Source organism: bacterium, from assembly GCA_018814885.1.
Taxonomy (GTDB): domain Bacteria; phylum Krumholzibacteriota; class Krumholzibacteriia; order LZORAL124-64-63; family LZORAL124-64-63; genus JAHIYU01.
The window spans coordinates 1-26,743 of the sequence record JAHIYU010000134.1 but is presented as its reverse complement, the minus strand read 5'-3'; the positions used below and the strand labels follow the sequence as shown (position 1 = coordinate 26,743).

Sequence of the window (26,743 nt, the reverse complement as noted above, 5' to 3'; positions counted from 1 at the left end):
GTCCGCTGCCAACCGCCCGGCGAGGAGGAGGAGGTCGGTGTCGTCCTCGTCGCGCAGGATCTCCAGATCGTAGAGCACGCTGCGGGCGGTCTCGTAACGCAGCCCGGGATCCTTCTCCAGACAGCGGCGCAGGATGCGGCCGAGGTGCCGGGGCAGGTCGGCGCGGAAGTCGACGAGCGGCCGGGGCTGGTCGCGCAGCACGGACGTCAGCGTCGACAGGCGGGTCTCGCCCGCGAAGGGCCGCCGTCCGGTGATCATCTCGTAGAGCAGCACGCCCAGGGAGAACACGTCCGAACGGGGATCGACCGGCTTGCCCTCGGCCTGTTCCGGCGACATGTAGGCCGCCGTGCCGACGACGACACCCTCGCGGCTGGTCTCGGAGTCGATCGTCATGGTCTGATCGGTGTGCGCCGCCGGCGGCTCCGGGGACTGGGCCAGACCGAAGTCCAGCACCTTGACGCGGCCCTCGCCGTCGATCATCACGTTCTGCGCCTTGATGTCGCGGTGGGTGATGCCCCGGGCGTGGGCCGCCGCCAAGGCCCCGGTCAGGGGCAGCGCCAGTTCGAAGAACCGGCCGAGCGGCAGGCCGTCTTCCGGGATCTCGGCGTCGAGCGTATGGCCGTCCACCAGTTCCATGACCAGGAAGAACACGCCGTCGATCTCCTCGACGGCGTGGAGGGTCACGACGTTGGGATGGTTCAGCGCGGCGACGGTCTTCGCCTCGCGCTCGATGCGGGTGCGGCGCTCGCGATCGTGCTGCAGGGCGGGGGGCAACACCTTCAGCGCCACCTCGCGGTCGAGGCTCGTGTCGCGGGCGCGGTACACGTCGCCCATGCCGCCCTTGCCGATCAGGGCGCGCACCTCGTACCGGCCGATCCGCTGTCCGATCATGGGACTCCCTCCAGACACCAAAAACAAGACTGATTCTGTCTTATGGTAGTTTGGTGGAGCGTTTTACGCTACCAGGACGCCCGGCGGGAAACGGGGCTGTCGAGGGAAAGCAATGGGCTTCGTGGGGGGCGGCGAGGCGCGGGTCGGGAAATGCCTGCTGGTCAAGCGACCGCCACTGTCTGCGTGATGTGTGGACGTTGCATGCACTGAGCATCGACTGGTGTCCCTACCAGATAGTCCATCCGCATTGCCGGATTGCAGGCACAGGGAATTCTCTTGTTGTCCGTCCCACGTTCGACATACCCTGCCGGGCGGGAAGAAACGGATCTCCGACTGGCCTCGCCATGCAGCCAGTGGACGCTGATATCCGCCGGGGGAAACCACAACGGCAGTCGGTCCGATGCGTCCGGAAACCACAACCAAGGCACCAAGAGGGATATGAGGGGATGCCGCCTGAACTCGACACTTTCGACTGCAGGGTTGACCTGCCGGGATGGCGACTCCATCTCGCCTCGCTGACCGTGGCCCGGGACCGAGATCTCGGCAACGTGATGGACGTGGCCACGCGGGGCGCGTTGTCCGAGCTGAAGCGCAGCTTCCCCGACGGCCGGCTGGAAGCCCACGCCACCATTTCAGCCCTTCGCGACCGGCTTCCGGAACTCGGCTGCAATCCCGACACTACCCCGCCCTGCTCCGAGCTGTTGCTCAGCGCCATCACCGCCGCGGGGGGCATCCACCGCGGCTGTCTGGCCTGGGAATTCCTCTCCATGCTTACTATCAGGTCCGCCGCGCCCTGGACGGTGCTGGATCGTCGCTCGCTACGGACGCCGCTCGTTTTCAGACCGGGCGAGACCGGCGAGACACTGCCCCAGGCCGACGGCCGCTTCGATTGTGCGGGATTGCCGGTGCTGGCCGATCAAGCGGGAGTGAAGGCATCCCCCTGGACCCTCGGGGCGCCGGAGGCATTGCAAGACCTCAACGAGGTGGTGTTTCTGTGCTTCCTGCCCGCAGATCTGTTCCGGTCCGTGAATCCCCGGAACCACCTGGGCCGCGTCGTCTGGCTGACGTGGGCATACCGATTCGTTTTCGAGCGGACGTGTCGTTTCCGGGAACAGGCCGGCTGAAGCAACCAGCGACGGTGGTGCCGCTCACGCTCTCTCGGGAACGGCTCCGGCGGGGATCTCGATACGGAAGGTCGAGCCGCTGCCTTCCTCCGATTCGATGGTCAGCACCCCCATGTGCTCCTTGACGACCTTTTGCACGACCTGGAGTCCCAGACCGGTCCCCTTGGACCCCTTGGTCGAGTACATGCCACCCTTGATCTTGGAGATCGTCTGCAGGCTCATGCCCATGCCGTCATCGTGGACGGCGAAGTAGGCGTTCTCCCCCGCAAACCCCAGCTCGACCACGATGTTGCCCTCCTCGCCCTCGGCGAAGGCACCCACGGCGTTGTTGACCAGGTTGGACAGGCACTGGTGGAACACGTAGCGGTCCAGCATCACGTTCCGGGCGGGGCCCGACTGCTCGACCCTAACGCTGATCTTGCTCTCCGGAGGGAGACCGACGCTGGCGATCACGTCCTCGACCAGTTTTCGGGGATCGTGAGGCGCCAGCTCCGGCTGGCGTTCCTTGGCGAAGTTCAGCAGATCTTTGGCCAGGTCGGAGATGATCTTCACGTTGCGCTCGATCATGCCGAAGCCGGCAGCCATCTTCTCCTCGTCCCGCCCTTTCCTCCCGACCTGGTAGACATAGACGCCGCCGTTGAAGCCGTCCATGATGTTCTTGATGGAGTGGCTGATGCCGGCGGCCGCCTGCCCTGCCGCCGCCAGACGCTCCGACTGGATCAGGTCCTCACGGAGCTGCTTGATCTCGCGCATGTCCTCGAAGAAGAAGACCTTGCCGATGTGGATTCCCCGCTCGTACAGGCTTATGCCCGCCAGGCGGACGTTTATCCGGCCGCCGTCGATGCGCTTGATCGTCGCCTCACGGGGCGCGAAGCCGCGCACGCGCCGGACCGGCTCGTGCGAGATGGGGATATCCATGGCTTTCTCGAGCTCCTCGTCCAGGAATTCGTGCCACTGCCTGCGCCCGAGCACCTCCGACTGCGGAATGCCGATCAGCGCCTCGGCCACCTGGTTGAAGATGTTGACGACCCCGTCGGCATTGGTGGCGATGATGCCGTCGAATGAGTTCTGGATCAATCGCTTCTGGAAATCGCCGGAACTGACCAGCAGCTCCTGCGACGCCTTGAGCGCGTTGGTCATGTGCCGGATGGAGTCCGCCAGCTGGACCACCTCGTCGCCGCGGTGGGCCTGGTACACCTCGCAGGTACGGCAGCCCTCGAGCTTCTGGGGAAATCGCGACTCGTACCCCTCGCACGGCGTACCGTCGATGTACCAGCACTGCTGGGTGAAGTTCAGGTATGCTTCGCAATCGGTGCGCTGGCAGTTCTTGATCTCCCAGCAGTTGACGTGAATGCCGAAATCGAAGCCGGGATCGAGATTACCGGCGCTGATCTCGTCGGCCACCCTCGTCAACTCCTTCAACGGTGCGATGGCCTTGCGGATCACGATCCGCGCGACGCCGATCAACAGGGCCCCTGGCATCACCAAGAGCATGATAGCGATCAATGCCGCTCGCGTGGCTATGCGATCGCCGTACTTGGCCGACACCCCGATGTGGAGTCCGCCGACGCCCTTGTCGTTCACCGAGAGAGGGAAACTGAATTCGTCGAAATCACGCGGATTCCAGCTGTCGCGGGACGGGATTTCAACAGGCGCGGTCAGGTAGGCCTCCAGCTTCGGCGCGGCCGATGGCGGGCGGACGCGGCAGGCGAGCAGATCACCCGCCGAATCGACCACCGCGAGATACGAGATGTGTTCGTCCCAGGCCATCGCCCGGTCCAGCAACGCCGGCAGACCGCCCGCCGGTTCCGCTGCCGCTGCCTCCCCGATGGGTGTGCCCCACATCTCGAAAGCCTCTCCGGCCCTGCCGGACAGCATGCCGGACACCGCATGGTGGGTGGCCCAGTAGACCGCGATGAGCACCACGGAACTCAGGAACACCAGCAGGCAGGTGAAGAAGAGGAGAATCTTGTTTTCCAGCAGGAACTTGCGATAGATGGGTACAGCTCGTCTGATACCCCGGCTCATGGTCGCGTGGGCCGGCTGGTGTGCCCGGCGAGCTGGACCTCGAACGTCATCCGTGGAGCACCTCGCCATCCGCGGCATCACCCGAGAGTACGCCGTTGATCACCTTCATCAGTCTTTCCGGGTCAATGGGTTTCTCGACGAAACCGTCCGGCCTGCGCGTCCGGTAACGGTCCACGATGTCGCCCCAATTGACGCCGATCTGATCCTTGATGCCGGTGACCATCACCATGGGGATGTCCCTGGTGGCATCGTTGGCGCGCAGCTTCACGAAGAGCTGGATCCCCGTTCGTCCCGGCATCATAAGGTCGATCAAGATGATATCGGGCGGAGACTCCAGGATGAGCTGTTCGCCCGAAACCGCTTCGTTGGCGACCCGAACCGAGAAACCGTTCTCCTCGAGGATGGAAGACAAGAACGTTGTCAGGTCAACCTCGTCGTCGATCACCACGGCAGTCCTAATTCCCATTACATCTTCCTCCTCTACAATTGATCCCGTGGAATTGCCGACAACACTCGGCCCCTTCTGCTACAGGACGACGGCCTTGCCGAACAGATCGAACACGCCCCCGACCTTCACGCCGGTCTCGTAATGCTCCATGAGCTGCATGACCTGGCGTTTGCAGTTGGCGCACGGCGCGGCGCAGTAGTTGGCCTTCGTGGCGAGGACCTGATCCACCTTCACCTTGCCGACCTTCATGCGGTAGTCGAGGAACGTGCCTTCGAGCTTGGCCACTTTTTCCTGGCCATCCATCACGGCCAGGCCGCCGCCGCCGCCGCAACACCAGTTCTCGGTCCGGTTGGGTGTCATCTCGATGAAGTTGTCGGTCATGGCGTTCAGCAGGTTCCGCGGCTCCTCGTAGATGCCGGTGGAACGGGCGAAGTTGCAGGGATCGTGATAGGTCACGATCTCATCAACCTTCGACTTGTCGAACTTGAACGCACCCTTCTGCAGGTATTCGTCGGCCAGCTCGAAGATGTTGGTGGTCTCGAAGGGATTGTTGTTCTTCGAGGCCGTCGGTCCCATCCGCTTGGCGATGCGATAGGCGTGGCCGCACTCGCCGATGACCAGCTTCTTCACGCCCAGCTCGATGCAGGCGTCGTGGGCCACCTGGTTCTTGCGGTTCATGTGCGGATCGTCGCCCGTGAACAGGCCGAAATTCGCGCCGTCGAACGCCTTGGAGGACATGGTCCAGGTGGTCCCGTCGTACATCTCCAGGGCCTTGAAGAAGACGGCCACACCCATGTGCGTCTCCGGGAAGGAGATGAGATCGGCCGAGGCGGGAATGAACAGGATGTCCGCTCCTTCCTTGTCGATGGGAATCTCGACGTCCAGGTCCCAGTCGTCCTTGACCTCTTCGCACAGGAAACGACAGGCCTCCACGAACGCCTTGTAGGTCTGGCCCTCGTCATTCCCCGTCTCGTCGGAGATCCGCTGGGTTTCGGACATCATGAAGGGCGACCTGCCCAGCGCATGGACCACGGCCCGGCCCTTGCGCGTGATGATGGAGTTGTCGATGCCGAAGGGACAGAACTTCGCGCACCGGCGGCAACCGGAGCACTCGTAGAAATCACGCTGCCAGATCTCCACCTCTTCGGGGCTGATGTCGCGGGCGGCCCCGACGGCCTTCAGCACCTGTCCCCAGTTGGATCCATAGCGCTTGTACAGCTTCCGGATGATATCCGAACGCTTCGCCGGGTTGGTCCGGCTCTCCGGCATGGTCTGGGCCACGTGACACTGATCCGAACAGATCCCGCACTTGGCGCAGATATCCATGTACAGCTGCAGTACCTGTGGTCCGTTCTTGATGGCCTTGACCTGGTCGATGATCTTCTGCAGGTCAGTGTCTTTCTGGGCTGTCTCCATCTTAGTAGTCCTTTGCGAGCAGGGTTCTGCTGAAGAAGATACCCGGAATGTGCAGGAACTTACCGAAGGGCAGGTAGATCAACAGCATCTGCACAGCCAGGTAGTGCATCAGGAACAGGCGGTCCGGGGGCACCATGGTTTCGCCGGCACCGAACAGCGTGCGGAAGTACAACTGCACCTGGGTGATGTCGTAGTGCGTGTAGAAACGCATGATGTTGCCGGTCACCAGGATGAAGAGCAACAGCAGTAATATTCCGTAATCCTCGCCGGAGGATATCTCACGGACTCGCGAAATGGCGAAGCGCCGGAACAGCAGGAACAGGCAACAGGCCAGAGCCAACAGGCCGCAAACACCGCCGCCCCAGGCACTGATGGAATGTACCGTTTCTTCCGACAATCCCAGCAGCACCCGCAGGGGCCAGTCGGTGATCAGGCGGGAATGACCCAAGATGATGAGAACGATCGAGGCATGGAAGGGCCAGGTCGTTATCCAGAGCGACCTGTTCTCGTTCCGGAAGCTGCTGAACCAGAAAACCTCCCCCATCACCTTCTTGAATAACTGCGAGCCGCTGGTGGCCGAGGGGAACATGGCGATGTTACCGACGGCGGCCTTTTGCCATCGCCAAACCCTGTATACGGAACCTATGATCAGAACGGCCAGGGTGAAGAACGGCATCACCTTTCCGATCGAGTACTGGAGCGCTTCCATTAATACCTCATTCTTCTGCGGGACCGGACGCGGCCGGTCCCGGACAATACGGAGGAGGTTGACGAACATCTATCAGCCGAGAATCAGGGCGGCGGGTCGTAGCGTTTTGCACCGGGAAACCCGATTACATGTCCATCCCGCTCGCTTTTCCGCATCGGCCGCGGGCTAAGCCCGGTCCGGTCCTCACCGGGATGATTCGGACCCGGTAGTCCCCACTGATCCGCCTATCTGATCCAGGATCTTCTGTTTTTCCAGCAAGTCGGCCAGCGTGGTCTTGCGCAGCATGTCCTCCACCGCGTCCCTGATCTCCTTCCAGACTTGCTGTGTGCTGCAGATGCCGTTGCGGTCGCAGTCGTCCCCATCCTCGGTGCAGCGCACGATGTCGAGTGTTTCTTCCAGCGGGATGAGGATATCGAACAGGCTGATCTCGGTCGGTGATCTGGACAGAGTGTAGCCACCGCGCGTGCCCAGTTTGGAGACGATCAATCCGGCCGCCTTGAGGGAGCTGAGGAGACTCTCGAGATATTTCAACGATAACTTCTGGGCGCGGGCAATCTGCTCCGCTGCCATCAATCCCTCGTCGTAGTTCGCCGCCAGAGTGAGCATGGCCCTGGTGCCGTATCTGCCCTTGGTTGATATTCGCATTGTCCTGCCCCTTCACGGGCAACCAGATGCAACATCCAGAACTCCCACGGACGTAGTGGGTATTATGTGAATACTGTATATTTCTGTCAAATGAATAAATTTTGCGGAGAGGTATTGTCTCGATTCCCGCAGTCACGTAAGGTCGTGATGGACAAATGGTTCTGTGCGCGACATCCCACATGAATATTTATGTCTCGGATCGCTCGGGAGTTCTGGGGGTTGTAGTAATCTCGGCGCAGAAAAGGCAATAGGTTGATTGTGATATTCAACCATTTCGCGAATGCTGGGCGTTCCTCCGGAGAATCCGCCCTATTGACATCAAAGGGACGTGATCTCGCGCACCAAATATTGCGGGGAATCGGCGCTGACGTCTACTTCGTCCCGCTCGCCGACCCCCCGCGGGGGACCGCCTCGGGAAACAGCGGCACGATCTTGTTGAACACCCACAGGATCCCGAAAGGCAGGGTGAAGATCACCACCGCCACCGCGATGCCTTCCTTCTCCCACAGTCCCGGGAAGTAGTCCGTGAACCCCCGCATGGACTTGGACACCAGCTGGCCGCCCACCACCACGTTCCAGCGCATGAGCAGCACCTGGACCAGCAGCATGGTCGCCGCGGTCCAGACCATGGCGTTGGCCACACGGTCGCGCAGGCTGAAGAGCGAGTTGATGCCCAGCAGGAAGAAGGGGATCAGCGAGAACACGAGGTACTGCAGCACGACGTAGGAGACGAAGAGCTTCTCGCGGATCAGCATGCCGAGAACCTCCCACTCCTCGGTCTGCTTGTAGGCGATGGACATGACCTCCAGCAGCTCCAGCGCCACGGCGATGATCATGAACCCCCACAGGTACTTCGCCAGGGACCGCACGCAGGGCTGGTCCAGCCTCCAGCCGTTGAGCCGCGCGACGACCATGTAGTGGAAGATGAGCACCGCGATGCCCGAGACGATGGCCGAGAAGATGAAGATGACGAACATCAGGGGCGTCGACCACCAGGGATTCGCCTTCAGCGAGCCGAAGAGGAAGCCCACGTAGCCGTGCAGCAGGCAGGCCATGGGAATGCCGAGGCCGGCGAGGAAGCGGGCGATCCTGTGGTCGGCCGCCCGGGTGGCGTCGTCCTCGTGCGCGTTGCCGAGCAGGATGATCCGGCAGAGCCAGGCGATCGGTCCCGCGCCGCGCGCCCGTTCGATGAAGCTGTGGCGCATCACGAACCAGATCTCCATCACTACCACGATCAGGTAGCCCGCGTAGATGAACCCGAAGCCCGCCATGGCCGAGCTGAAGTTCGGCGTGATCATGATGTTGAACGCCCGCTGGGGCTGTCCCAGGTGCATCAGGAGCGGCAGCGGCGCGAACAGCAGGAACACGAAGGCCGAGGCCAGCGAGAAACGCGCCACCGCCCTCAACTCGGTCCTGCCGAACACGTGATAGAGGGACGACACGATGAACGCTCCGGCCACCAGCCCCGTGATGTAGGGGTACAGCACGATCATCACCGTCCAGGTGACGTTCTGCTCGTTGGGAAAGACGAAGTCCACGGTTCACCTCTCGGCGCGGGCGCGGGTCAGACGACCTCGCGGTCCAGTTCCAGATAGTAGCACTTGGGGTGCGTGCCCAGCTCCGGCTTGAGCAGACGGTAGTGGCGCTGGCGCAGCAGCACGCTCAACTTGCTGTGGGGATCGTTCAGGTCGCCGAATATCCGCGCCTCGCGGGGACAGGCGTGCACGCACGCCGGCGCCAGGCCCTCGGCGAGGCGGTGGTAACAGAAGGTGCACTTGCCGGCCTTGTGCGTCTTCGGGTCGATGAAGCGCGAACCGTACGGGCAGGCCTGGACGCAGTAGCCGCAGCCGATGCAGTGCTTCTGATCCACCAGCACGACCCCGTCGGGAGTGTTGAAGGCGGCGCCCACGGGGCAGACCTGATTGCACACCGACTTCTCGCAGTGATTGCAGAGCTTGGGCACGAAGAACGCCCGGGCGACCTCGCCCGCCGCCGGTTCGAAGACGTAACCGTTGTCGGTGGCCGCGTCCACCCGCACCTCGCCGTCGAAGCCGATGCGGTACCGCTCGACCCAGGTGCGGAAAACCCCCGCGGTCACGTCGTTCTCGTCGCGGCAGGCGCGCATGCAGGCGCAGCAGCCGATGCAGCGGGTCGTGTCCACTGCGTAGGCCCAGTAGGGCGCACGCGCTCCATCGCCGGCCGCCTCGCGTTCGCCCGCCAGCAACGTGCCGAGGGGAAACACCAGCAGCCCCGACCCGGCGGCCAGCAGCTTCAGGACCTCGCGGCGTGATCTGTTGCGGTCGTCGGTCATGGTTCTACTCCTCGCGGCCGGCGCGGACGTCGCCGGCGGCGGTGCGGGTCTGGAGCGGATGGATCCGGTCCTGGTGACAGTCGATGCAGCGCTTGTCGAGGTCGCCCGCGTCCTCGGCCATGTCCTCGCCGTGGTCGGGCCAAGCGATGCCGGGCGGCGCGTCGTCGCTGCGGAAATCGGCCTCGCGATGGCAGAGCAGGCAGAAGCGCGGGTCGGAATCGCGCAGTATGCGGCCGGCGAAATCGGATTCGCGGAAGAACAGGTGACAGATGGTGCAGCGCACCCCGCTGTGCGGGCGTTCGGCGAAGCCGCTCACCACCTCGGCGTGGCAGTAGCCGCACTCGAAGATCGCCGGATGGCCGGGCGGGCGGGACAGGGTCTCGTCGGTGCGGCCGGCGTGGCAGTCCCGGCAGCGGTGGATCAGGGGATGCAACCGGGCGGTGCGCAGGTCGCGGTCCATGAAGAGCGGCTCGTGGGGATCGTGGCAGGCGACGCAGTCGATCTCCGGGTCCTCGACGCCGACGAACCGGTAGTGGTCCCGCGGAACGATCTGGGCGAACTCGCCCGGCCTCGCCGGCAGCAGTCGATGGCAAACAAGACAGGGCTCCTTGCCCCCGGGGCGGATGATGCCGCCCTCGCCTTCGGAGGCCACGTGCACCGCACCCGGGCCGTGACAACTCTCGCACGTCACCCGGGCATGCGCGTCCTTGGCGTGCAGGGCGACCACGTCGTCGTGGCACTCCACGCACGCGGCCGGTCCGAGGTGGCGCGGTTCGAACCGCTTGGCATCCTCGATGGCGTCGGCCCGGAAATGGCCGAGGTCCCCGTAGGACTCCGGAACCAGCCGCGCGCGCACGATCAGCGCGATCACCACGGCGATGCCGATCAGCGCGAAGAGCCGAAACGTGTGCCGGTAACTAGGGGATGTCGGTTCCATGGGCCCCTTCGCAGGTTGCGCCCGGGGCGCCCGCGGCGGGCTCCGGGCTGGGTTCGGGACCGGCGTCGGCCCGGCGCAGGCGCAGGCGGGGCGCCACGATCAGGGCGATGCCGAAGCAGGCGAAGCCGAAGAAGAGCGAGACCGGCGTGCCCCGGCGCAGATCCTCGAGCAGCACCTTGAGTCCGATCAGGACCAGCAGCGGATTGACGAACCAGGACAGCTCCACCAGCAGCGGCCGGCGTCCCAGGGCGGCCAGCAGCACCGTCACGGCCGACAGCACGGCGGTGCGCACGACGGACACGATGGCGCCCGCGGGCCCCGGTACGGCGCCGATCGACCACACGGACAGGGCGGTCACACACAGGATGCCGGCCCCGATCAGGGCGAGCGTCGCCACCAGGAATCGCGGCACCCGCCGCCAGCCGGGAACCGCGCGGCCGCGCTGGGCGGCCACCAGGAGTGTATAACAGACCGCGGCCAGGATCCAGACGATGGGACCCGCGACCGTCGGATCGACCCACGTCGGGGTCCGCCGGGCGACGAAGGCCTCGAAGATACGGTTAGCCAGGCCCGCGACGACGGCGGCGCCGATCAGGTAGGACGCGCAGTGCAGACGCAGCGTCCAGCGGTCGAAGATCCCGCCTGTGATCGCCGCCGCCACGCCCAGCCCGGCCCAGAGATAGGGAAGCCACGGCCCCGACACCACCAGCGCCGTGCCGATGAACGTGAGCACCAGGCCGAGCCACGCGTAGTAGAAGAAGTTCAGACCGCGCCCCTGGCGACCGCGCACCAGGATGAACGCCACGGCGTAACCGGCGACGGCGGCGATCAGGGTGGCCCAACCCAGGGCGGCGGTGCTGCGCCCGGCGGCGCGCAGCAGGTGGATGGCGCCCACATAGCCGGCCATGATGCAGCCCAGGGACTGCAGGATCTCGAACACGCCCGCGCCGCGTCGTTGGACCAGGGTGCGCCAGGAAAAACTGGCCAGATAGACCACCGGCAGGGCGAGGGCTAGGGACAAGGCACCGCCGGGGGCGGGTGTGGGTCGTCCCGTCGCCTGCTCCACCGGGTGCGCGGCGAGTATGACGGTGAGAAAGACCAGGACGTTGACCACTATCGCGACGAGCCACTGCGGACCGCGCCAGTCGCGGAGGTAGGCCAGCCACACCGTCGCCACGCCCAGCGCCACCAGGACGGCGAGGAAGAGCAGGGTGGTGTCGGTGGTCCAGTAGAGGCCGGAGCAGACGACCACGGCGGCCAGCAGCACGATCCAGGCCGGGGCCTCGAGCCGGTGCCGGAGGGCGACGCCCAGCGCAAGCGTCGTGATCAGCACCGTGACGGCAGCCGAGCCCATGGCGGGCAGGAGGTCTAGCTTCGTGGTGGTCTCCCAGATGAAGGGATAGGCGACCAGGACGGTGGCCGCGCCGAACAGGTTCGCCCGCATGCGCTGGCCGCGGCGCGCGTCCCGGTCGGTCAGGTAGAGCAACACCAGGATGTACGCCAGACCCAGGGAGACGCCGACGACGGAAGAGAGCATGCCCGCGTCGGTGACGGCGCGCAGCAGGAAAGCCCCGGCCAGCATGAGAAGCGAGCTGCCCACCGCCGGCAGCTGGAGTCCCGGAGGGGAAGCCGGCACATCCACCGCGAGTTCGGGCGCGCCGGGAGCGGGGAGTGGGGTCGAGGACGCCGTCGCCGCGGTGAGTCCGAGATGCGCCTCGATGGCGGCAATCCGAGCCGTCAAAGCCTCGATGCTGGCACTCGGTCCGGCCGGCGAACGCGTCGTTTGGTTGCCGGAGTCTTTCATCGGGATGTCAGCCTCGACGACCAAATGGTGAGCGCACGGGTAGTTCCACGGTTGAAGCGGACGCGTCGGAACGGCGATCGAATCCGGACCGTAACATAATTCCCACTTGGTCTATAGGATATTTTGATATTAGTAATAACAGCTTTCAATATCAGACCAGTACCGGCCGGCCAAATCCTCCGCTTCGAGATAATCGTGCTCCCCGGGGTGGAGCGCCCCTGGCCATGAGATGGCATTGAGAACGAAGGCCGGAAACCGAGTTCAGGTGATACTGATATCAATCGGATGGGATATTCAGGGGTACAGGATTAACTGTTTTGGACATCGTTCATTAGGAACTTATTATTGCATCAATGCCCACTTAATTAGTGGTATATTAAAACGGGCGGCGAATCACGCGAGACAGCGGGAGCGTCATGCGGGACGGAAACAGACACGAGGAAAACTTGATCGCCGATGACGGTGGCAACCGCCGGAACGTTGGCGACACCCTGCGTCTTCCGCGTTTCTCGAGTCTGATCATCATGCTCTGCATCTTCCTGACGATATCCCTGCTGATCCTCTTCACGATCCTCGACCGCCCCCCCGTCTCCCAAGCCGAGGCCGGGGGAGGCTACAGGTCCTACGGGCCCGCCGACTTTCCCGAGATCGGTTTCGACGTCATCTTGCCCGAGCCGCAGCCCGGAGCCGTCGCCGGGGCCTACACCCTGCCGCCACCGCCCTTCTCGGACGAGGACATTTTTCCCTGCTCCGGTTGCCACGAGGATACGGAGGTCGATCCCCGGCGCCGCGAACTCGTGGATTACCACGAGGAGATCCTGCTGAACCATGGTCCCGAGGATCGATGGTGCTTCGATTGCCATGATCCGGCGGACAGGGATCATCTGCGCCTGGCAAACGGTTCCCTCATCGGCTTCGACGAGTCCTACCGTCTATGCGGACAATGCCACGGCACCATCTTCCGGGATTGGCGCCGGGGGATCCACGGCCGTCGACGAGGATACTGGAACGGCGCCAAGAGCTACCTGCTCTGCGCCCACTGCCACGATCCGCACGCACCGCATTTCGCGGCGATCAAACCCCTGCCGCCCAAGTTGAGGCCCGAATTGCTGGGAATGAATCAGGGAAGCACGCCTTGAAGAGAACTCCGCAAGGTCTGCGCGTGGATCGTGGGAGACCGGCGGGCATGGACCGCCGCCGCTTCCTCACGCTGGCGAGCCTAGCGACCATGGCCGGCTTCGCCTCCCTCGCCTGCAACACGAAGCCCGGTTTCGTGGAGGATCTGCTCCGGCGCAGGTTCACGGAACTCGGACCGGCGGATCTCGATCGCATCCTGCGCGGACTCGAGGAGGAATACCGGGAGAAGTACCATCGCGCGGTGAGCGTCTCGGCCGCGCCCGCCCTGGACGACGTGGAGTTCGGCTACGGCCTGGACCTGTCGCGCTGCGTGGGCTGCCGCCGCTGCACCTACGCCTGCGTTCACGAGAACAACCAGTCGCGCGACCCCCAGATCCACTGGATCCAGGTGCTGGAGATGAAGGAGGAAGCCGGCTTGCACCTGGTGGAGGCGGACCAGTATTACGACCCGCCGCTGGTTCCAGAGGAGGGATTCTTCTACATCCCCATCGCCTGCCAGCAATGCCGCAATCCCGCCTGCGTCCGCTCGTGCCCGGTGAAGGCCACGTGGCAGGAGCCCGACGGCATCGTCGTGATCGATTACGACTGGTGCATCGGCTGCCGCTGCTGCATGGCCGCCTGTCCCTACGGAGCGCGCCACTTCAACTGGGCGGAGCCGGGACTCCCCCCGGAGGAGCTGAACCCGGACACCCATTATCTGGGCAACCGGCCGCGCCCATCCGGCGTCGTAGAGAAATGCACCTTCTGCATCCACCGCACGCGCAAGGGCCGCTATCCGGCCTGCGTGGAGATCTGCCCCGTAGGCGCTCGCAAGTTCGGCAATCTGCTCGACGAGGAGAGCGAGATCCGCTACATCATGCGCGAGAAGCGGATCTTCGTGCTCAAGGAGGAATTGAACACCAAGCCGAGGTTCTACTACTTCTATGCCACTTGACACCGTCAACAACACCTGGCGCTTCGTCACCGGTTCGATCCGCCTCGCCTTCATCGGCGGCCGCGCCTACTACGCCTGGCTCGGGCTGCTCGGGCTGCTGATCTATTCGGGTGTCGCCGCCTACCTGGGACAGCTCGATCGAGGCTTGATCGTCACCAACATGCGCGACCAGGTATCCTGGGCCTTCTACATCGGGAACTTCACCTTCCTGGTGGGCGTGGCGGCGGCGGCGGTGCTGCTGGTGATCCCGGCCTATATCTACCACTGGAAGCCCATCAAGGAGATCGCCATCTTCGGCGAGCTGCTGGCCATCAGCGCCATCGTCATGAGCCTGCTCTTCGTGGCCGTGGACATCGGGCGACCCGACCGCGCCTGGCATCTGGTCCCGCTGATCGGGACGCTCAACGTGCCGCGGTCGCTGCTGGCCTGGGACGTGCTCGTGCTCAACGGCTACCTGGTGCTGAACGTGGTGATCGTCTGGCACTTCCTCTACAGCGGTTTCCACAGGCGCATGTACCGGGCCGGCTTCGTGGTGCCGTTGCTGCTGTTCTCGATCCCGGCGGCGGTGAGCATCCATACCGTGACGGCCTTCGTGTACAACGGCATGGCCTCGCGGCCGTTCTGGAACGCGTCGATCCTGGCGCCCAAGTTCCTGGCCTCGGCTTTCTGCTCCGGGCCGGCCATTCTGCTGATCCTCTTCCAGATCCTCACGCGCACGACGCGGATCCGCATCCAGGACGAGGCGATCCACAAGATCGCCGAGCTCATGGCCTACGCCATGTTCATCAACCTCTTCCTCTTCGGAGCGGAGATCTTCAAGGAATACTATTCGGACACGTCCCACCTCATTCATACCCGGTACCTGTACAGCGGGCTCCACGGACACCGCTCCCTGGTGCCCTTCGCCTGGGCGTCGCTGGCCTGCAGCCTGGCGGCCTTCGTGCTCTTCCTCAATCCCGCCACCCGCAAACGCATCTTCACGTTGAATCTGGGCTGCCTGCTCATCTACACCGGCGTGTACATCGAGAAGGGACTGGCCCTGGTGATCCCCGGCATGACGCCCGACACCATCGGTGAGATCTACGACTACGTGCCGACACTGGTCGAGATACGGGTCGGGGCCGGCATCTTCGCCGTCGGCTTCCTGGTCTTCTCGATGCTCTGCAAGATCGCCGTCCCCATCATCCAGGACACGCACGAGAAGACGCCGGCGCGGGGCTGAACCGCCGTCCCGCCCCGCATATCGCGTCCGCGTCGATACCGGGGCAGACATGACTAGTTGCATGAAACCGCTCGCAGGGTCATGGGGCCGAAGATCGCGCACCGCTCGGCCCGCGCACGGCCGGGCTATTCATGGCGTTCCCACCCACCCGGCGTTATCATGCCCTGACCCCCGACAACCCGAGCCGCCGCGGAGCCATGAAGACAGCCATCATCACCGACATACACGCCAACCTGGAGGCTCTGCGCGCCGTGCTCGACCACGCCCGCGACCAGGGCGCCGACGAATACGTATGCCTCGGCGACGTGGTGGGCTACAACGCCGACCCCGGGCCCTGCGTCGACGAGATCCGCCGCATCCCCGGCCTCCGCTGCCTGCTGGGCAACCACGACGCCATGGCCGTGGGCAGCGGCCCCCTGACGGGCATCAACATACTCGCCCACGCCGCCATGACCTGGACGCGCGCCCACCTGGACGACGAGCAGAAGGCCTGGCTCTCCGGCCTGCCGTTGACCTGCGAGGACGCGGACGCCCAGTACAGCCACGCCTCCCTCGAGGACCCGGCGGCCTGGCGCTACGTGAACACGGCCCTGGACGCGGCCCGTCATCTCGCCTACCAGCACGCGCGGGTGGGGTTCGTGGGGCACTCGCACGTCATGTTCGCCTGGCACGATGACGGGGACCGGCTCGATCGCACCACCGACACGGAGATCCGGCTCGACGGGGACGGGCGCTGGCTCGTGAGCGTCGGCAGCGTGGGACAGCCCCGCGATGACAACCCCCGCGCGGGCTACGCCATGTTCGACCACGCCGCCCGGACGGTCATCCAGCACCGCATCCCCTACGACATCGCCGAGGCCCAGCGCAAGATCCTCGCCGCCGGGCTGCCGCCCGAACTGGCGCACCGGCTGGGCTGAACAAACGGGCCGGGCGCTCCGTTGCCGCAGCACGCGCCCCCGTCTATACTGAATCGAGTTTGCCTTGACCATGGAGATCCATCCCTCTCGAAATCGCGGGGATTCGACCATGTCAGGATCGATCATCTCCCTCAACGGCCGTCTGGACGGCACCGACATCAGCCTTCCGCTGGCCGACGGACGCTACGTGGTGGGCCGGTCGGGCGACTGCGACCTCGTGCTGACCACCCCCTCGGTATCGCGCAGGCACGCGGTGCTGCTCTGCACCGGCGGCAACGTGCTGGTGGAGGACCTGGGCAGCCACAACGGCACGCACGTGAACGACGTCGCCATCACCGCCCCGACGCCGCTGCGACCCGGCGACACCATCTCCTTCGCCGACGTCAAGCTGTGCTACGGGACGCCCCTGCGGCGGACCACGCAGGTCACCATCGACCCGCACCTCGACACCGGCGGGCTGGCCGTGCCCTGGGAAGAGGTCCGCCCGGAGCAGGGCAAGGGTCAGCGCAAGCGCGCCGAACTCTTCCAGGTCCTGGCCGGGGCGGGGGACCTGCTCACCGTGCCGCGCGCCCCGCAGGAACTGTTCGAGCCCATCCTGGACCTGGTGGAGGCGGCCATCGAGCCCGAGCGGGCCATCCTGCTGCTCAGGGACGACCGGGACTCCGAGCCCACCATCAAGGCCTCGCGGCTGCGCTGCGGCGACGACCACGCCAACCTGACCCTGAGCCGGTCGATGGTCTCGCGCGTGCTGGAGGAGAAGACGTCGTTCCTGCTGGAGGACGGCGGCGGCGACAGCGATCTCATGCAGCAGCAGAGCATCATCTCCCAGGGCATCCGCTCCGCCATGGCGACCCCGCTGTTCGACAACAAGCACGTGATCGGCATCCTCTACGCCGACACGACCGACGTGCGCAGGCGCTACACGCGCGACGAGCTGGTGGCCTTCTCGCTGCTGGCCAACGTGATCGCCGTTGCCCTGACCCACGCCAGCTACGACGCCATGGAGGCCGAGAAGCGTCGCCTGGACACCGAACTGGACGCCGCGCGCTCGATCCTCGCGACGATCATCCCCGACGACCTGCCCGAGATCCCCGGCTACGAGGTCTGCGCCCACATCGAGCCCTGCTTCGAGGTGGGCGGCGACCTCTACGACGTGTCCGTGCTGCCGGACGGCCGCGTGGCCGTGGTCGTGGGCGACGTGTCGGGGAAGGGGCTGGGCGCGGCGCTGCTGGTGTCGTCCCTGGTGCCGCTGCTGCGCGCCATGCTCGAGGCCGAGGCCGACCCGGCCGCCCTGATGCCCAACCTCAACCGCCAGCTCTGGCGCACGACCGGCCCCACGAGCTACGCCACGCTCTTCGTGGGCATCCTCGATCCCGGCAGCGGCCACCTGGTCTACGTGAACGCCGGACACAACGCGCCGCTGCTGCTGCGCGCCGACGGATCCCTGGAGACCGGCGTCTCGACCGGATTGCCGGTGGCGCTCGTCGACGACGGCGATTGGCGGACGGCGAGCCTGGACCTGGGCCCCGGCGACCTGCTGACACTCTACACCGACGGCATCCCCGAGACCTGGCGCGACGAGGAGCACGACTACGGCGAGGAGCGGTTCCAGGCGCTGCTCACTTCGCTGTGCGGCAAGGGCGTGGACGAGGTCCGCGACGCGGCCCTGGCCGATGTGCGCGCTTTCCGGGGCGAAGCGCCCGTCAGCGACGACGTCACGCTGCTGCTCCTGAAGCGGCTGGATTGACCGCGCAGGCCCGGAGGTTCAGGGCAGCATCGTGTCGGGAATCAAGGACGGTTCGTAGCTCCGCGGGCGATTCAGCTTCGCATACCTGATGATCCAGGGGATGAAGAAGATCATCACCAACAGCTTGGCCGCGGCGACACGGGGCATGAACAGCAACCCCGTGGCGAGCGGGGCGGCGAAGACCAGGAGCAGGCTCGCGATGAAGCACCCCAGCGATCCGTAGAACCTCAACGGCGGATCGCCACGCGCGAAGCGGATCCCGCCGAGCGGCGCGAGGCGGTCGTGCAGTTCGCGCACGAACGTCCCGTAGGCCGGCGCCTGGCTCCCGAATTTCCCGAAACCGAGATAGGTCGTCGAACACACGGTGAGCCGCGCGCCGTCGCGCGTCTCCAATCGGCAATCGTAGCGCCCGAGATCCACGCGTGACGGGTTGCATGAGAGCCGTACCGCCGTGATGTGCGAGAGTGGCCGTTGCTCCAAGCGCCCTTCGCGTTCAACGCGCAACGTGGTCTCGTCGAGGGTGAGCGTGGTCTCCTTCTCGAGGGCATTGAGTCTGTACGTGCAGGTGGTCATCCCGGTTTATCCTCCGTGGAGCCCACTCCAGCACGGCTCGTCCCGACCGCCTATCATGTGGCGGCCCGTGGCGGCCCAAGGCACGAACCCCCGCAGGAGATTCCGTGAGCAGCATCACCCGCAAGATGGCCGACTTCACCCTCGGCCTGCGCTACGAGGACATTCCCGAGGCGGCCCGCAAGGAGGCCCGTCGCTTCCTGCTGGACAGCGCGGGCTGCGCCCTGGCCGCCGTGCGCAACGAGGATATGGCCGCCATGTACCGCTTCATCGAGAAGCTGGGCGGCGCGCCCGAGGCCACCCTCATCGGCACCGGCGCCCGCACCAATGCGCCCAACGCGGCCCTGATGAACTCGCTGCTGGTGCGCGCGCTCGACTACAACGACATCTTCTGGGAGCAGGACCCGAGCCATCCGTCGGACATCATCTTCGGGGCGGTCTCGCCCGCCGAGGCCCTGGGCCGCGACGGCCGCGAGACCCTTGTCGCCGTTATCATCGCCTACGAGCTGGAGATGCGCTGGTGCCTGGCGTGCTTCCCGGGGGTGCGCGAGGTGGGGTGGCATCACGCCACCTTGACCCAGTTCGTCAGCCCCTTCGTGGCGGGACGGATCTACGGGCTGGACGCGGATCAACTGGTGGCCGCGGCGGGCATCGCCGGCAGCAGCCACTTCACCCTGGGCGGCGTGGTGGCGGGGCATCTGACCAACATGAAGAACACCGCCGATCCGCTGGCCACCCAGGCGGGCGTCCTGGCGGCCATGATGGCGCGCGAGGGCTACGGGGGACCCGTCGAGGTCATCGAGGGCAAGGAAGGGTTCCAGCACGTCATCCACGACGTGGAGCTTAGACCCGGGATCCTGCTGGATGGGCCCGGCGAGCGCTTCCTGATCGCCGACTGCGGCTTCAAGGCCTTCCCCACCGAGGCGCTCACGCACCAGCCCATGTCCGCGGTGCAGCAGATCATGTCCGAGAACCGCCTGGTCGCCGAGCAGGTGGCGAAGATCCGCGTCCGCACCACCACGCGCGGCGCGGACATCCTCAGCGACCCCAGCAAGTACTACCCGCGGACCAGGGAGACCGCCGACCACAGCCTGCCCTACTGCCTGGCCGCGGTGGCGGCCGATGGGGGGGTCTATCCCAACAGCTTCGAACGGGACAAGCTCTTCGACCCGCGCATCCGCCGCCTGCTGGACCTGATCGAGGTCGTGGCCGACGACGGGATCGACGCGCTGTTCCCCGGCATCAAGCGCGCCGTCGCCGCCATCGCCACGACCGACGGGCGCGAGTTCACCGCCACGGTGGACCATGCCAAGGGCAGCCCGCAGAACCCGCTGACCGACGACGAGCTGATCGCCAAGTTCCGCGCCAACGCGTCGGGCGTGATGAGCGAAGCGCGGCAGGACGAGATCGTGGAGGCGACGTGGGGGTTCGACGGGCTCGCGGACGTGGGGGCGTACATGGAGCTATTGGTGACGGATCTGTCTTGAGCCGGCTGAGTGGAGACTGCTGCTGCTATCCGACGGCTTCCATCTCGGCAGGGCTTTTCGGGGCTGCGGGGCCGACCCCCAGTTCGAGTACGCAAAGTGAACGCACACCTTCATGGGCCGAGTCGAAGCACGCTTTGGTTCCGTCTGGGCTCATGCGGGGGTGGAAATCGCATCGGTGCTCGTTGCGGAACCTGAAAGGGATCCGCGCACGAAACAGCGTTTTTTTGTCGTTCTTCAACAGATCGAAGAGTATTAGCTCCTGCTCCATGAAGCGGCTCGGATAGGTGTCTACCAGGAGCCAGCGTCCACCCGGCGAAACCCAGGGGTGGCCGTCGCCGATCAGCTGTCCTCTCGCCATGTCCTCAATGGTTTCGCTTCCGATGTCATGAATGCGGAATCCGCGTCGCCCGACCCTGGCTTCGTCATAGGTCAGGATCCGTCGTTCATCGAGCCAGCAATAATGGGACACCCAGTCGTTCGATCTCAGAAGGCGAATCTCTCCTGTTTCCAGATCGAGTGCATGAAGCCGGGAGAGTCGACAGTTCCTCGTCAACCAGCAATGCATGAAGGCGACGCGCGTCCCCAGGGGCGAGAAAGTCGCATGCGACAGGAAATGGAATGCCCCGTCCATCGTGGGCCGAGGATCCGCTTGCATGATGTCCGAAACATTGGCGAGAGATCGCAAGGTGCCTGTTTCGAGATCGACGAGATCCAGAGTTGCGTCTGTATTGTGCGACGGCCTGGCGAGACCGCGATACGAGTACGCCAGTGAATATCTGCCGAGGCGAGCAAAATCGACTGCGAGGGCGTGTCGGCCCCGGGGATCCACGGTGTAAATAGGCCGTCCGACATCCGTATGCACGCCTGGCCCGTCGACGAGTACCGATGTCAAGCGATCGCGGTTGAACCGGTTGTAGATCACGGCCTCGCTGTCGCCGACCCACTGGAGGCGGGCCCCCTCCTGCCAGTTGAAGGCCGTGGTGACGTCAATGGGCTCGAAGTCTCCATCGATGCTCCCGTGGAACCAGCCCACCTCGACATAGTCCGGAACCTGGACCATTCTCCTGTCAGCGGGAGGGATCCGGTGGGCGAGGATGCGATCGCCACGACTCGACCAGGGACTCAGATCATGGAAGCCGAAATAATAGCCGGGTCTCGAGAGAAACGTCCGATCAGGAATGTAATTTCGTCGGGGGATCTTGCTGCCCAGGTATTGGTATGTGTTCTTGAGGCAAGTCTTCAGGAGCGGATGCCTTTCGAGGCTTTGATTGATGACTAACTCGAGTGTATTCATCAATACGACCTGGATTCATTCATTAATCTGTGACCGATGACGTGACACTATCACGCGGAACAGATTTGAAATAGAAAGATGATCAACAAAAAAAGGCAGTAGCGGCGGGAACATGATCGTGTTCCCGCCCGACCCGCTTGGCCTTCGCGACGATAGACTCGACCGACGAGCGGCAGTTCACCGCCACGGTGTACCACGCAAGGGGCAGTACGCAGAACCCGCTGACCGACGACGAGCTGATCGCCAAGTTCCGCGCCAACGCGTCGGGCGTGATGAGCGAAGCGCGGCAGGACGAGATCGTGGAGGCGACGTGGGGGTTCGACGGGCTCGCGGACGCGGGGGCGTACATGGAGCTGCTGGTGGCGGATGGTTTCTGAGAGCGCGCACCGGACGGGGCGAGCCCCCCTCTCTGCGGAGGCTTACCCGAGTTCATGTCACCACGCCAACCCCAAGCAGATCGTCTTGGCGACCGACTCCCCGCCTCCAGGCGGACCGGGCGGACGCCGGCTGCCGCACGGCCGGCATGTTCCTCAACCGTGGTACGGCCTGCCATGAATCACCCGCATCAACGGGACAACAGTCCCTTGCCGCTGTAGCGCACTCCGTCCACCTGGACCTCGAAGAGATAGATCCCACTGGGTGCGTACGCACCGTTCTGCATGCGGCCCGTCCAGACGACACCGCCGTCGCCCGCGATCTGGGCTCCGGAGTGATCGGCCTCCCAGACCACGCGGCCGCGCGCGTCGTACACCCTCAGTTGCGTCCGATCCGCGCCCGCGGGCATGGCGAAGCGGATACTCGTGCGATCCCGGAAGGGATTGGGATAGGTCGTCGCCGGGCGGGGCCAATCCCCGACGTCGTGTTGCACCGCCGTGGGATGACTGTGGAAAAGGATGTCGTCGCCACCGACGGCCCAGCCGTAAGTGTCGTCCTGGAAGTAGATCCTGTTGACGAAGTGCGGATCTTCCTCTGGGCTATCCGGCGCCCACGTGAATCCTCCGTCTCGCGTGTAACGGATCCGGCCCATCTTCTCCGACAACCAGCCGTTCGTGCTGCTGGTGAAGAAGATATCACTGAAACCGCTGGTGGTGCCGCCGAAGTCCGCGCGTTTTTGCCAGGTTTGTCCGCCGTCGCCGCTGTGCCAGATCTCGGCCGACACGTTGGAGAAGGCGCACAGCAGCCACCCCTGCTGGTCGTCGATGAACCGGACGACCTCGGGAAACAGGCAAACGCCGAAGGGGGCGACGGGGTAGCTCTCCCAGGTCAGGCCGCCATCCGTGGTGCGGTGCACTTCGGACTGGCTGGCCACCGCCCAGCCCGTGTCCGGGCTGACGAAGCATAGGCTGCGTACGCCGCCGACATCGGAGTGCGCGAAGCAGAGCTCCCAGTTGAGACCCCCGTCCTCGCTGCGGTAGAGACGCGCGGGGTCGCCCGGCCCCCCCAGGTAATGCTCGCCGAGGAAACCCAGCTCGGGAGTTGGAAACGCCAGGCTCAGGGGGTGGGAAAATGCCAACAGGAAGGAAAGATCCGACACCGCCCACCATGCGCCGATACCGTCGGTGGTCATCAGGTAGAAGTGGCCGTCGGTCTCGTAGTCGACCAGATAGCCGTGCGTCTCATCGGTGAACGCCGCCGTACCTATCCACTGGGGATAGCGACCGTCAATGCTCTCCAGCTGCCAGCTCTCGCCGCGGTCGCGCGTACGCAGGATGCAACCGTTCGCGCCTACCGCCCAGCCATCCAGCATTCCGGGGACTCCCACGGCGATGAGATAGTCGGACCAGCGCAACACCTCCCAGCCAAGAGAATCATGGCTCCGCAGGAGGCACCCGCCGCCGCCGACCACGCCGCTGCCTGCGGCCCAGACCTCGCCGCCGCTGCCGACGGCGAAGCTGTCGATGTACATGCCGGCGCTGGGGAACCAATAGGGCTCCCAGGTGAGGCCCCCGTCGTGGGTCAGCAAGTAGGGGGACTTCATCGTGAAAGGCAGATAGGAGAGCAGGAAACCCTCCTGGGGGGAAGAAAAACGCATTTCCTGACAGCCCAGACCGTAGGGAACGACCGAGAGCAGACCCCAGGCCGCGGCGGGTCCGCGGTGATAGACAGAGGTGAGTAGGTTCGTGGGGTCGATGACCATCGCCCAGGCGTGCTGGAGATCCAGGCAGAACAAGTCCATGAGCTCCAAACCGGGCGCCACGGCGATGTGGGATTCGAGGGCCCAGTTCATCCCCCCGTCGGAGGTCGCGTAGACCGAGCAACCGTCATCTGTGCGCGCCCCCGCCCAGCCGACCAGAGGATCCAGGAAGTCCACCTGGCACATTTTACCCGCCGGGGGAAACGACAAAGAGGCCTGCAGACTCCAGACGTAGCCGCCGTCGCTGGTGGCCAGCACGACCGGTGCGCCGTGGCAGGTCGCCGCGAGCCAGCCGTGCAAGGGATCGACGAAGTCCATGTCGTCCAGGTGATCGATCCCGAAGTCCGACAGATCGATGCCGAACCAGGTCGCGCCGCCATCTGCGGTCAGCAAGATGCGCGGGACTCCGTCCTGCGGGATCACCCAGCAGCGACCGTCCGCCTGGACACAGAGGTGGCTAAGGTAGGTCCCCCCGATGGCGGGCTCGCTATAGACCTCATCCCAGGTAACCCCCGAGTCGTACGATTTCAGCACTATGTAGACATATTCCTGCGGCACTGCGGCATCGCCACGCAGGGCGCAGGCCCACAGGATGCCATGCAGCGGCTCGACGCCGCAGTCGCGTATGTTGGTCTGGATCAGTTCGTCAGGTCGAGCGTGATTCCACTTGGCGCTGGCTGCAGATTCCAGCAGGACGCCGACAAGCAGCAGTCCCGCAACCGGGGACCAGGAGGTTGAGCCCATGCGGAAACTCTTGGGGCTTGACATTTCCGTACCTCCTCGTGGTGCGAAGATAGAAACCCGACTCGCTTCGCTCGCAACATGCGCGCAGGAGCGTCAGACAGAGACATCGCTTCTTTCCCCTCACCTCAGATTGATCGTCTTGGCCACCAGCTCCTTCCCGCCCGCCTCCAGGCGGACAATGTAGACGCCGGCCGCGGCGCGGCCGCCGGCATCGGTGGCGCCGTCCCAGACGCGCTCCTGCGGGCCGGCGTCAAGATCGTCGTCGACGAGGGTCGCCACCCGGCGGCCGGCCACATCGTAGACGGCCAGACGCACGCGCTGGGGACGGTCCAGCGTGAAGGCGATACGCGCACCGGCCGAGAACGGGTTGGGGTGGATCTTGAGCACATCCAGGGAGAGCTCGGCCTGGGCGCCGCTGCCGGGGTCCTCGACGGCCGTCAGGAGCGAGGCGCGCCAGACGCCGCCGTTGTCCAGGGCGGCGAACCAGTCGTCGCCGGCGCTGGCGACCGCGTGCACGCCCAGCCAGGGCTCGAGGCCGTCGTGCACATCGGACCAGGTGGCGCCAGCGTCGTCGGAGGCGTAAAGCGCCCCCCAGGACCCCGCCAGCAGCAACGAGCCGACGTCGTGCAGGAAGAAGATGGTGCCATAGTCGAGCACCGTGGCGTCCCACTGGCCCGAGACGCCGTTCCAGCGGTAGACGCCGTTGTTATCGAGGCCGACGAAGAGATCGCCGCCGCTCGCGGTCAGCGACCATGGGTCCAGGACGGGCAGGCCGTCGCTCATGGCAGCCCACGTCGTCTCGCCGTCGGGCAAGACCCACACGCCCTGGCCCATGAGCGCGGCGTACAGGTCGGTGCCGATGCGCACCACGTCCTGCACGCAGGCCGACGGCAGCCCAGAACCCTCCTGGTCCCAGTTCTGGCCGCCATCGCCGGACGACCACACCACGCCGGTGAAGGTGCCCGCGTACAACCGCGCCAACCATTCCTCCAGGGCGAAGATGCCGTTGCCCTGCAGTCCGGATGCGCTCCACGAAACGCCGTGGTTCCCGGTCTTCCAGACGCCGTTCCAGTTGGCGGCGTAGACGCCGCTCGCGTCCGACGCCAGTTCGTGCACGTTCAGCTCGCCGAGACCGTCTATGCTGTGGACCCAGGTGGCGCCCCGGTCGCCCGAGACGTAGACCCCGCTGCCGACGGTGCCGACGTACAGACCGAGTCCGTCCCAGACGAGGCATCGCGCCAGGGACGCCGTCAGGCCGGAGCTCGCGTGCGACCAGGAGTCGTTGCCCGGTTCGAGCCGGAAGACGCCGGCGCCGAAGGTGCCGGCGAAGGGCTGCGAGCCGCGGCTGGTCATCGCGCGCACGTCGCCGTTCCAGAGATCCTGGGACATCCAGTCCCAGTACGAATCGTACCAGTTCCAGCGGAAGATGCCGCCGCCCATCAGGCCCGCATAGAGGGACTGGGCGGCCTGCAGCAAGACGTCCACGTTGTCGTCCCAGAGGCCGTCGTTGAGCGCGACCCACTCGGTGTCGTCGCAGTCCAGGTGGAAGACGCCGCCCTCGTGGGTCGACAGGAAGAGGTCCTCGGCGGTCGCCGTGATGGATTGCCGGCCGAAGGTCTCGTACTGGCCGTCGTTCCACGCGCTCCAGAGCATGTCGTCCGGGTCGAGGCGGTAGACGCCGTCGCCGTCCAGCAGGGTGTAGAGGACCTCGCCGCGCAGGGCAAGATCGCGCACCCAGGCGGTGGGCAGGCCGTCGGTCGCATAGGACCAGGACGCGCCGCCGTCGACGGAGCGAACGACGCCGAAGTTTCCTCCGGCCCAGACCGTCTCGCCGAAGCGGCAGGCCGCCAGGGCCAGCACGATCGGGTAGCCCTCGTCCGGGATCGCGGCGGTCGGCCACCAGGTCAAGCCGTCGTCATCGGAACGGTGGACACCGCCGCCCCAGGTGCCGGCGTAGACCGTCGCGGCGCCCGCGGCCAGGGCGGGCACGTTGTAGTTGCAGCAGGGCCACACGAGGCTGTCGTCCGACGGGGACCACGTGTTGCCGTTGTCTTCGGAGCGGAAGAGGCCGCCGTTGTCGGTGCCCACCAGCAGCGTCCCCGGCGACGTGAGCACCAGGCACTGGGCCACGGCGCCCTCCGGGCCGCCGGTCCACTCCCAGGAGAAGGCCTGCTTGTCGCGCGGCGCGGCCGGGACGTCGAGCGCGCCGCGGTAGGGCGGCGTTTCGCCGCGGTCGATCAGCAG

22 protein-coding genes are annotated in these 26,743 nt (G+C 65.4%); 8 read left to right on the top strand and 14 right to left on the bottom strand.

From position 1 onward, the window contains the following. The coding region (locus KJ554_09615; GenBank protein MBU0742592.1) for a serine/threonine protein kinase at nucleotides 1-891 on the bottom strand (891 nt) is incomplete at its 3' end. Nucleotides 892-1,337: 446 nt separating this feature from the next. On the opposite strand from KJ554_09615, the gene KJ554_09610 reads away from it, so the two are divergent. Further along, nucleotides 1,338-2,015, top strand: coding sequence for a hypothetical protein (locus KJ554_09610; protein ID MBU0742591.1), 678 nt, complete (start codon nucleotides 1,338-1,340; stop codon nucleotides 2,013-2,015). Between the two features lie 24 nt (nucleotides 2,016-2,039). Here KJ554_09610 and KJ554_09605 read toward each other — a convergent pair whose 3' ends face one another. The 9 genes from KJ554_09605 to KJ554_09565 form a co-directional block, all read right to left on the bottom strand. After that, on the bottom strand, nucleotides 2,040-4,043 hold the full coding sequence (locus KJ554_09605; protein ID MBU0742590.1) for a PAS domain S-box protein: 2,004 nt from the start codon (nucleotides 4,041-4,043) through the stop codon (nucleotides 2,040-2,042). Nucleotides 4,044-4,089: 46 nt separating this feature from the next. Further along, nucleotides 4,090-4,488: a response regulator gene (locus KJ554_09600; protein MBU0742589.1), complete on the bottom strand. Its 399-nt coding sequence runs from the start codon at nucleotides 4,486-4,488 to the stop codon at nucleotides 4,090-4,092. An 81-nt stretch (nucleotides 4,489-4,569) separates the two neighbouring features. Then, complete coding sequence (locus tag KJ554_09595) at nucleotides 4,570-5,907, bottom strand: (Fe-S)-binding protein (GenBank protein MBU0742588.1); 1,338 nt, start codon at nucleotides 5,905-5,907, stop codon at nucleotides 4,570-4,572. Nucleotide 5,908: 1 nt separating this feature from the next. Next, nucleotides 5,909-6,685, bottom strand: a complete 777-nt coding sequence (locus KJ554_09590; protein ID MBU0742587.1) for a respiratory nitrate reductase subunit gamma — start codon at nucleotides 6,683-6,685, stop codon at nucleotides 5,909-5,911. Nucleotides 6,686-6,799: 114 nt separating this feature from the next. Then, the gene (locus KJ554_09585; GenBank protein ID MBU0742586.1) at nucleotides 6,800-7,222 is read right to left on the bottom strand and encodes an Rrf2 family transcriptional regulator; all 423 of its coding nucleotides are present in this window, start codon (nucleotides 7,220-7,222) and stop codon (nucleotides 6,800-6,802) included. Nucleotides 7,223-7,632: 410 nt separating this feature from the next. Further along, nucleotides 7,633-8,754 (bottom strand): polysulfide reductase NrfD, encoded by a 1,122-nt coding sequence (gene nrfD / locus KJ554_09580; GenBank protein ID MBU0742585.1) that lies wholly within the window; start codon nucleotides 8,752-8,754, stop codon nucleotides 7,633-7,635. Nucleotides 8,755-8,825: 71 nt separating this feature from the next. Next, nucleotides 8,826-9,572: a 4Fe-4S dicluster domain-containing protein gene (locus KJ554_09575; protein MBU0742584.1), complete on the bottom strand. Its 747-nt coding sequence runs from the start codon at nucleotides 9,570-9,572 to the stop codon at nucleotides 8,826-8,828. Nucleotides 9,573-9,576: 4 nt separating this feature from the next. Then, complete coding sequence (locus tag KJ554_09570) at nucleotides 9,577-10,509, bottom strand: cytochrome c3 family protein (protein MBU0742583.1); 933 nt, start codon at nucleotides 10,507-10,509, stop codon at nucleotides 9,577-9,579. Further along, nucleotides 10,490-12,250: a DUF2339 domain-containing protein gene (locus tag KJ554_09565; protein ID MBU0742582.1), complete on the bottom strand. Its 1,761-nt coding sequence runs from the start codon at nucleotides 12,248-12,250 to the stop codon at nucleotides 10,490-10,492. Before KJ554_09565 ends, KJ554_09570 begins: the two co-directional genes overlap by 20 nt. Before the next feature lie 509 nt (nucleotides 12,251-12,759). Between KJ554_09565 and KJ554_09560 the strand changes: the two genes are divergently transcribed. The 5 genes from KJ554_09560 (at nucleotide 12,760) to KJ554_09540 (ending at nucleotide 18,270) form a co-directional block, all read left to right on the top strand. Continuing rightward, complete coding sequence (locus KJ554_09560; protein ID MBU0742581.1) at nucleotides 12,760-13,452, top strand: hypothetical protein; 693 nt, start codon at nucleotides 12,760-12,762, stop codon at nucleotides 13,450-13,452. Nucleotides 13,453-13,499: 47 nt separating this feature from the next. Next, entirely contained in the window at nucleotides 13,500-14,384 is an 885-nt protein-coding gene (locus KJ554_09555) for a 4Fe-4S dicluster domain-containing protein (GenBank protein MBU0742580.1), read from the top strand. Next, entirely contained in the window at nucleotides 14,374-15,606 is a 1,233-nt protein-coding gene (nrfD, locus tag KJ554_09550) for a polysulfide reductase NrfD (GenBank protein MBU0742579.1), read from the top strand. Before KJ554_09555 ends, nrfD (KJ554_09550) begins: the two co-directional genes overlap by 11 nt. A gap of 197 nt (nucleotides 15,607-15,803) precedes the next feature. Then, nucleotides 15,804-16,523, top strand: a complete 720-nt coding sequence (locus KJ554_09545; protein MBU0742578.1) for a metallophosphatase family protein — start codon at nucleotides 15,804-15,806, stop codon at nucleotides 16,521-16,523. Between the two features lie 109 nt (nucleotides 16,524-16,632). Continuing rightward, nucleotides 16,633-18,270 carry a SpoIIE family protein phosphatase gene (locus tag KJ554_09540; protein MBU0742577.1) on the top strand — a complete coding sequence of 546 codons (1,638 nt, stop codon included), beginning with the start codon at nucleotides 16,633-16,635 and terminating at the stop codon, nucleotides 18,268-18,270. Between the two features lie 18 nt (nucleotides 18,271-18,288). Here the strand turns inward: KJ554_09540 and KJ554_09535 are convergent, their stop codons facing one another. Beyond that, complete coding sequence (locus KJ554_09535; protein ID MBU0742576.1) at nucleotides 18,289-18,843, bottom strand: hypothetical protein; 555 nt, start codon at nucleotides 18,841-18,843, stop codon at nucleotides 18,289-18,291. Nucleotides 18,844-18,968: 125 nt separating this feature from the next. Between KJ554_09535 and KJ554_09530 the strand changes: the two genes are divergently transcribed. Continuing rightward, a complete protein-coding gene (locus tag KJ554_09530) occupies nucleotides 18,969-20,327 on the top strand; it encodes an MmgE/PrpD family protein (protein MBU0742575.1) in 1,359 nt (452 codons plus the stop codon). A gap of 25 nt (nucleotides 20,328-20,352) precedes the next feature. On the opposite strand, the gene KJ554_09525 is transcribed toward KJ554_09530, so the two are convergent. Then, nucleotides 20,353-21,621 carry a hypothetical protein gene (locus KJ554_09525; GenBank protein ID MBU0742574.1) on the bottom strand — a complete coding sequence of 423 codons (1,269 nt, stop codon included), beginning with the start codon at nucleotides 21,619-21,621 and terminating at the stop codon, nucleotides 20,353-20,355. A gap of 137 nt (nucleotides 21,622-21,758) precedes the next feature. Here KJ554_09525 and KJ554_09520 point away from each other — a divergent pair, with 137 nt between their 5' ends. Continuing rightward, nucleotides 21,759-21,998 carry an MmgE/PrpD family protein gene (locus tag KJ554_09520; GenBank protein ID MBU0742573.1) on the top strand — a complete coding sequence of 80 codons (240 nt, stop codon included), beginning with the start codon at nucleotides 21,759-21,761 and terminating at the stop codon, nucleotides 21,996-21,998. A 188-nt stretch (nucleotides 21,999-22,186) separates the two neighbouring features. On the opposite strand, the gene KJ554_09515 is transcribed toward KJ554_09520, so the two are convergent. Together KJ554_09515 and KJ554_09510 are read right to left on the bottom strand one after the other, a co-directional pair. After that, nucleotides 22,187-24,523, bottom strand: a complete 2,337-nt coding sequence (locus tag KJ554_09515; protein ID MBU0742572.1) for a hypothetical protein — start codon at nucleotides 24,521-24,523, stop codon at nucleotides 22,187-22,189. Nucleotides 24,524-24,619: 96 nt separating this feature from the next. Then, nucleotides 24,620-26,743 (bottom strand): T9SS type A sorting domain-containing protein (locus KJ554_09510; GenBank protein MBU0742571.1); only part of this gene is annotated, 2,124 nt, incomplete at its 5' end.

Coding starts and splice junctions, on each gene's coding strand:
- KJ554_09515 (MBU0742572.1), bottom strand. CDS start 24,523: ATGTCAAGCCCCAAGAGTTTCCGCATGGGCTCAACCTCCTGGTCCCCG.
- KJ554_09610 (MBU0742591.1), top strand. CDS start 1,338: ATGCCGCCTGAACTCGACACTTTCGACTGCAGGGTTGACCTGCCGGGA.
- KJ554_09575 (MBU0742584.1), bottom strand. CDS start 9,572: ATGACCGACGACCGCAACAGATCACGCCGCGAGGTCCTGAAGCTGCTG.
- KJ554_09555 (MBU0742580.1), top strand. CDS start 13,500: ATGGACCGCCGCCGCTTCCTCACGCTGGCGAGCCTAGCGACCATGGCC.
- KJ554_09590 (MBU0742587.1), bottom strand. CDS start 6,685: ATGTTCGTCAACCTCCTCCGTATTGTCCGGGACCGGCCGCGTCCGGTC.
- nrfD (MBU0742579.1), top strand. CDS start 14,374: ATGCCACTTGACACCGTCAACAACACCTGGCGCTTCGTCACCGGTTCG.
- KJ554_09540 (MBU0742577.1), top strand. CDS start 16,633: ATGTCAGGATCGATCATCTCCCTCAACGGCCGTCTGGACGGCACCGAC.
- KJ554_09570 (MBU0742583.1), bottom strand. CDS start 10,509: ATGGAACCGACATCCCCTAGTTACCGGCACACGTTTCGGCTCTTCGCG.
- KJ554_09535 (MBU0742576.1), bottom strand. CDS start 18,843: ATGACCACCTGCACGTACAGACTCAATGCCCTCGAGAAGGAGACCACG.
- KJ554_09585 (MBU0742586.1), bottom strand. CDS start 7,222: ATGCTCACTCTGGCGGCGAACTACGACGAGGGATTGATGGCAGCGGAG.
- nrfD (MBU0742585.1), bottom strand. CDS start 8,754: ATGATCGTGCTGTACCCCTACATCACGGGGCTGGTGGCCGGAGCGTTC.
- KJ554_09605 (MBU0742590.1), bottom strand. CDS start 4,043: ATGAGCCGGGGTATCAGACGAGCTGTACCCATCTATCGCAAGTTCCTG.
- KJ554_09525 (MBU0742574.1), bottom strand. CDS start 21,621: ATGAATACACTCGAGTTAGTCATCAATCAAAGCCTCGAAAGGCATCCG.
- KJ554_09545 (MBU0742578.1), top strand. CDS start 15,804: ATGAAGACAGCCATCATCACCGACATACACGCCAACCTGGAGGCTCTG.
- KJ554_09530 (MBU0742575.1), top strand. CDS start 18,969: ATGGCCGACTTCACCCTCGGCCTGCGCTACGAGGACATTCCCGAGGCG.
- KJ554_09595 (MBU0742588.1), bottom strand. CDS start 5,907: ATGGAGACAGCCCAGAAAGACACTGACCTGCAGAAGATCATCGACCAG.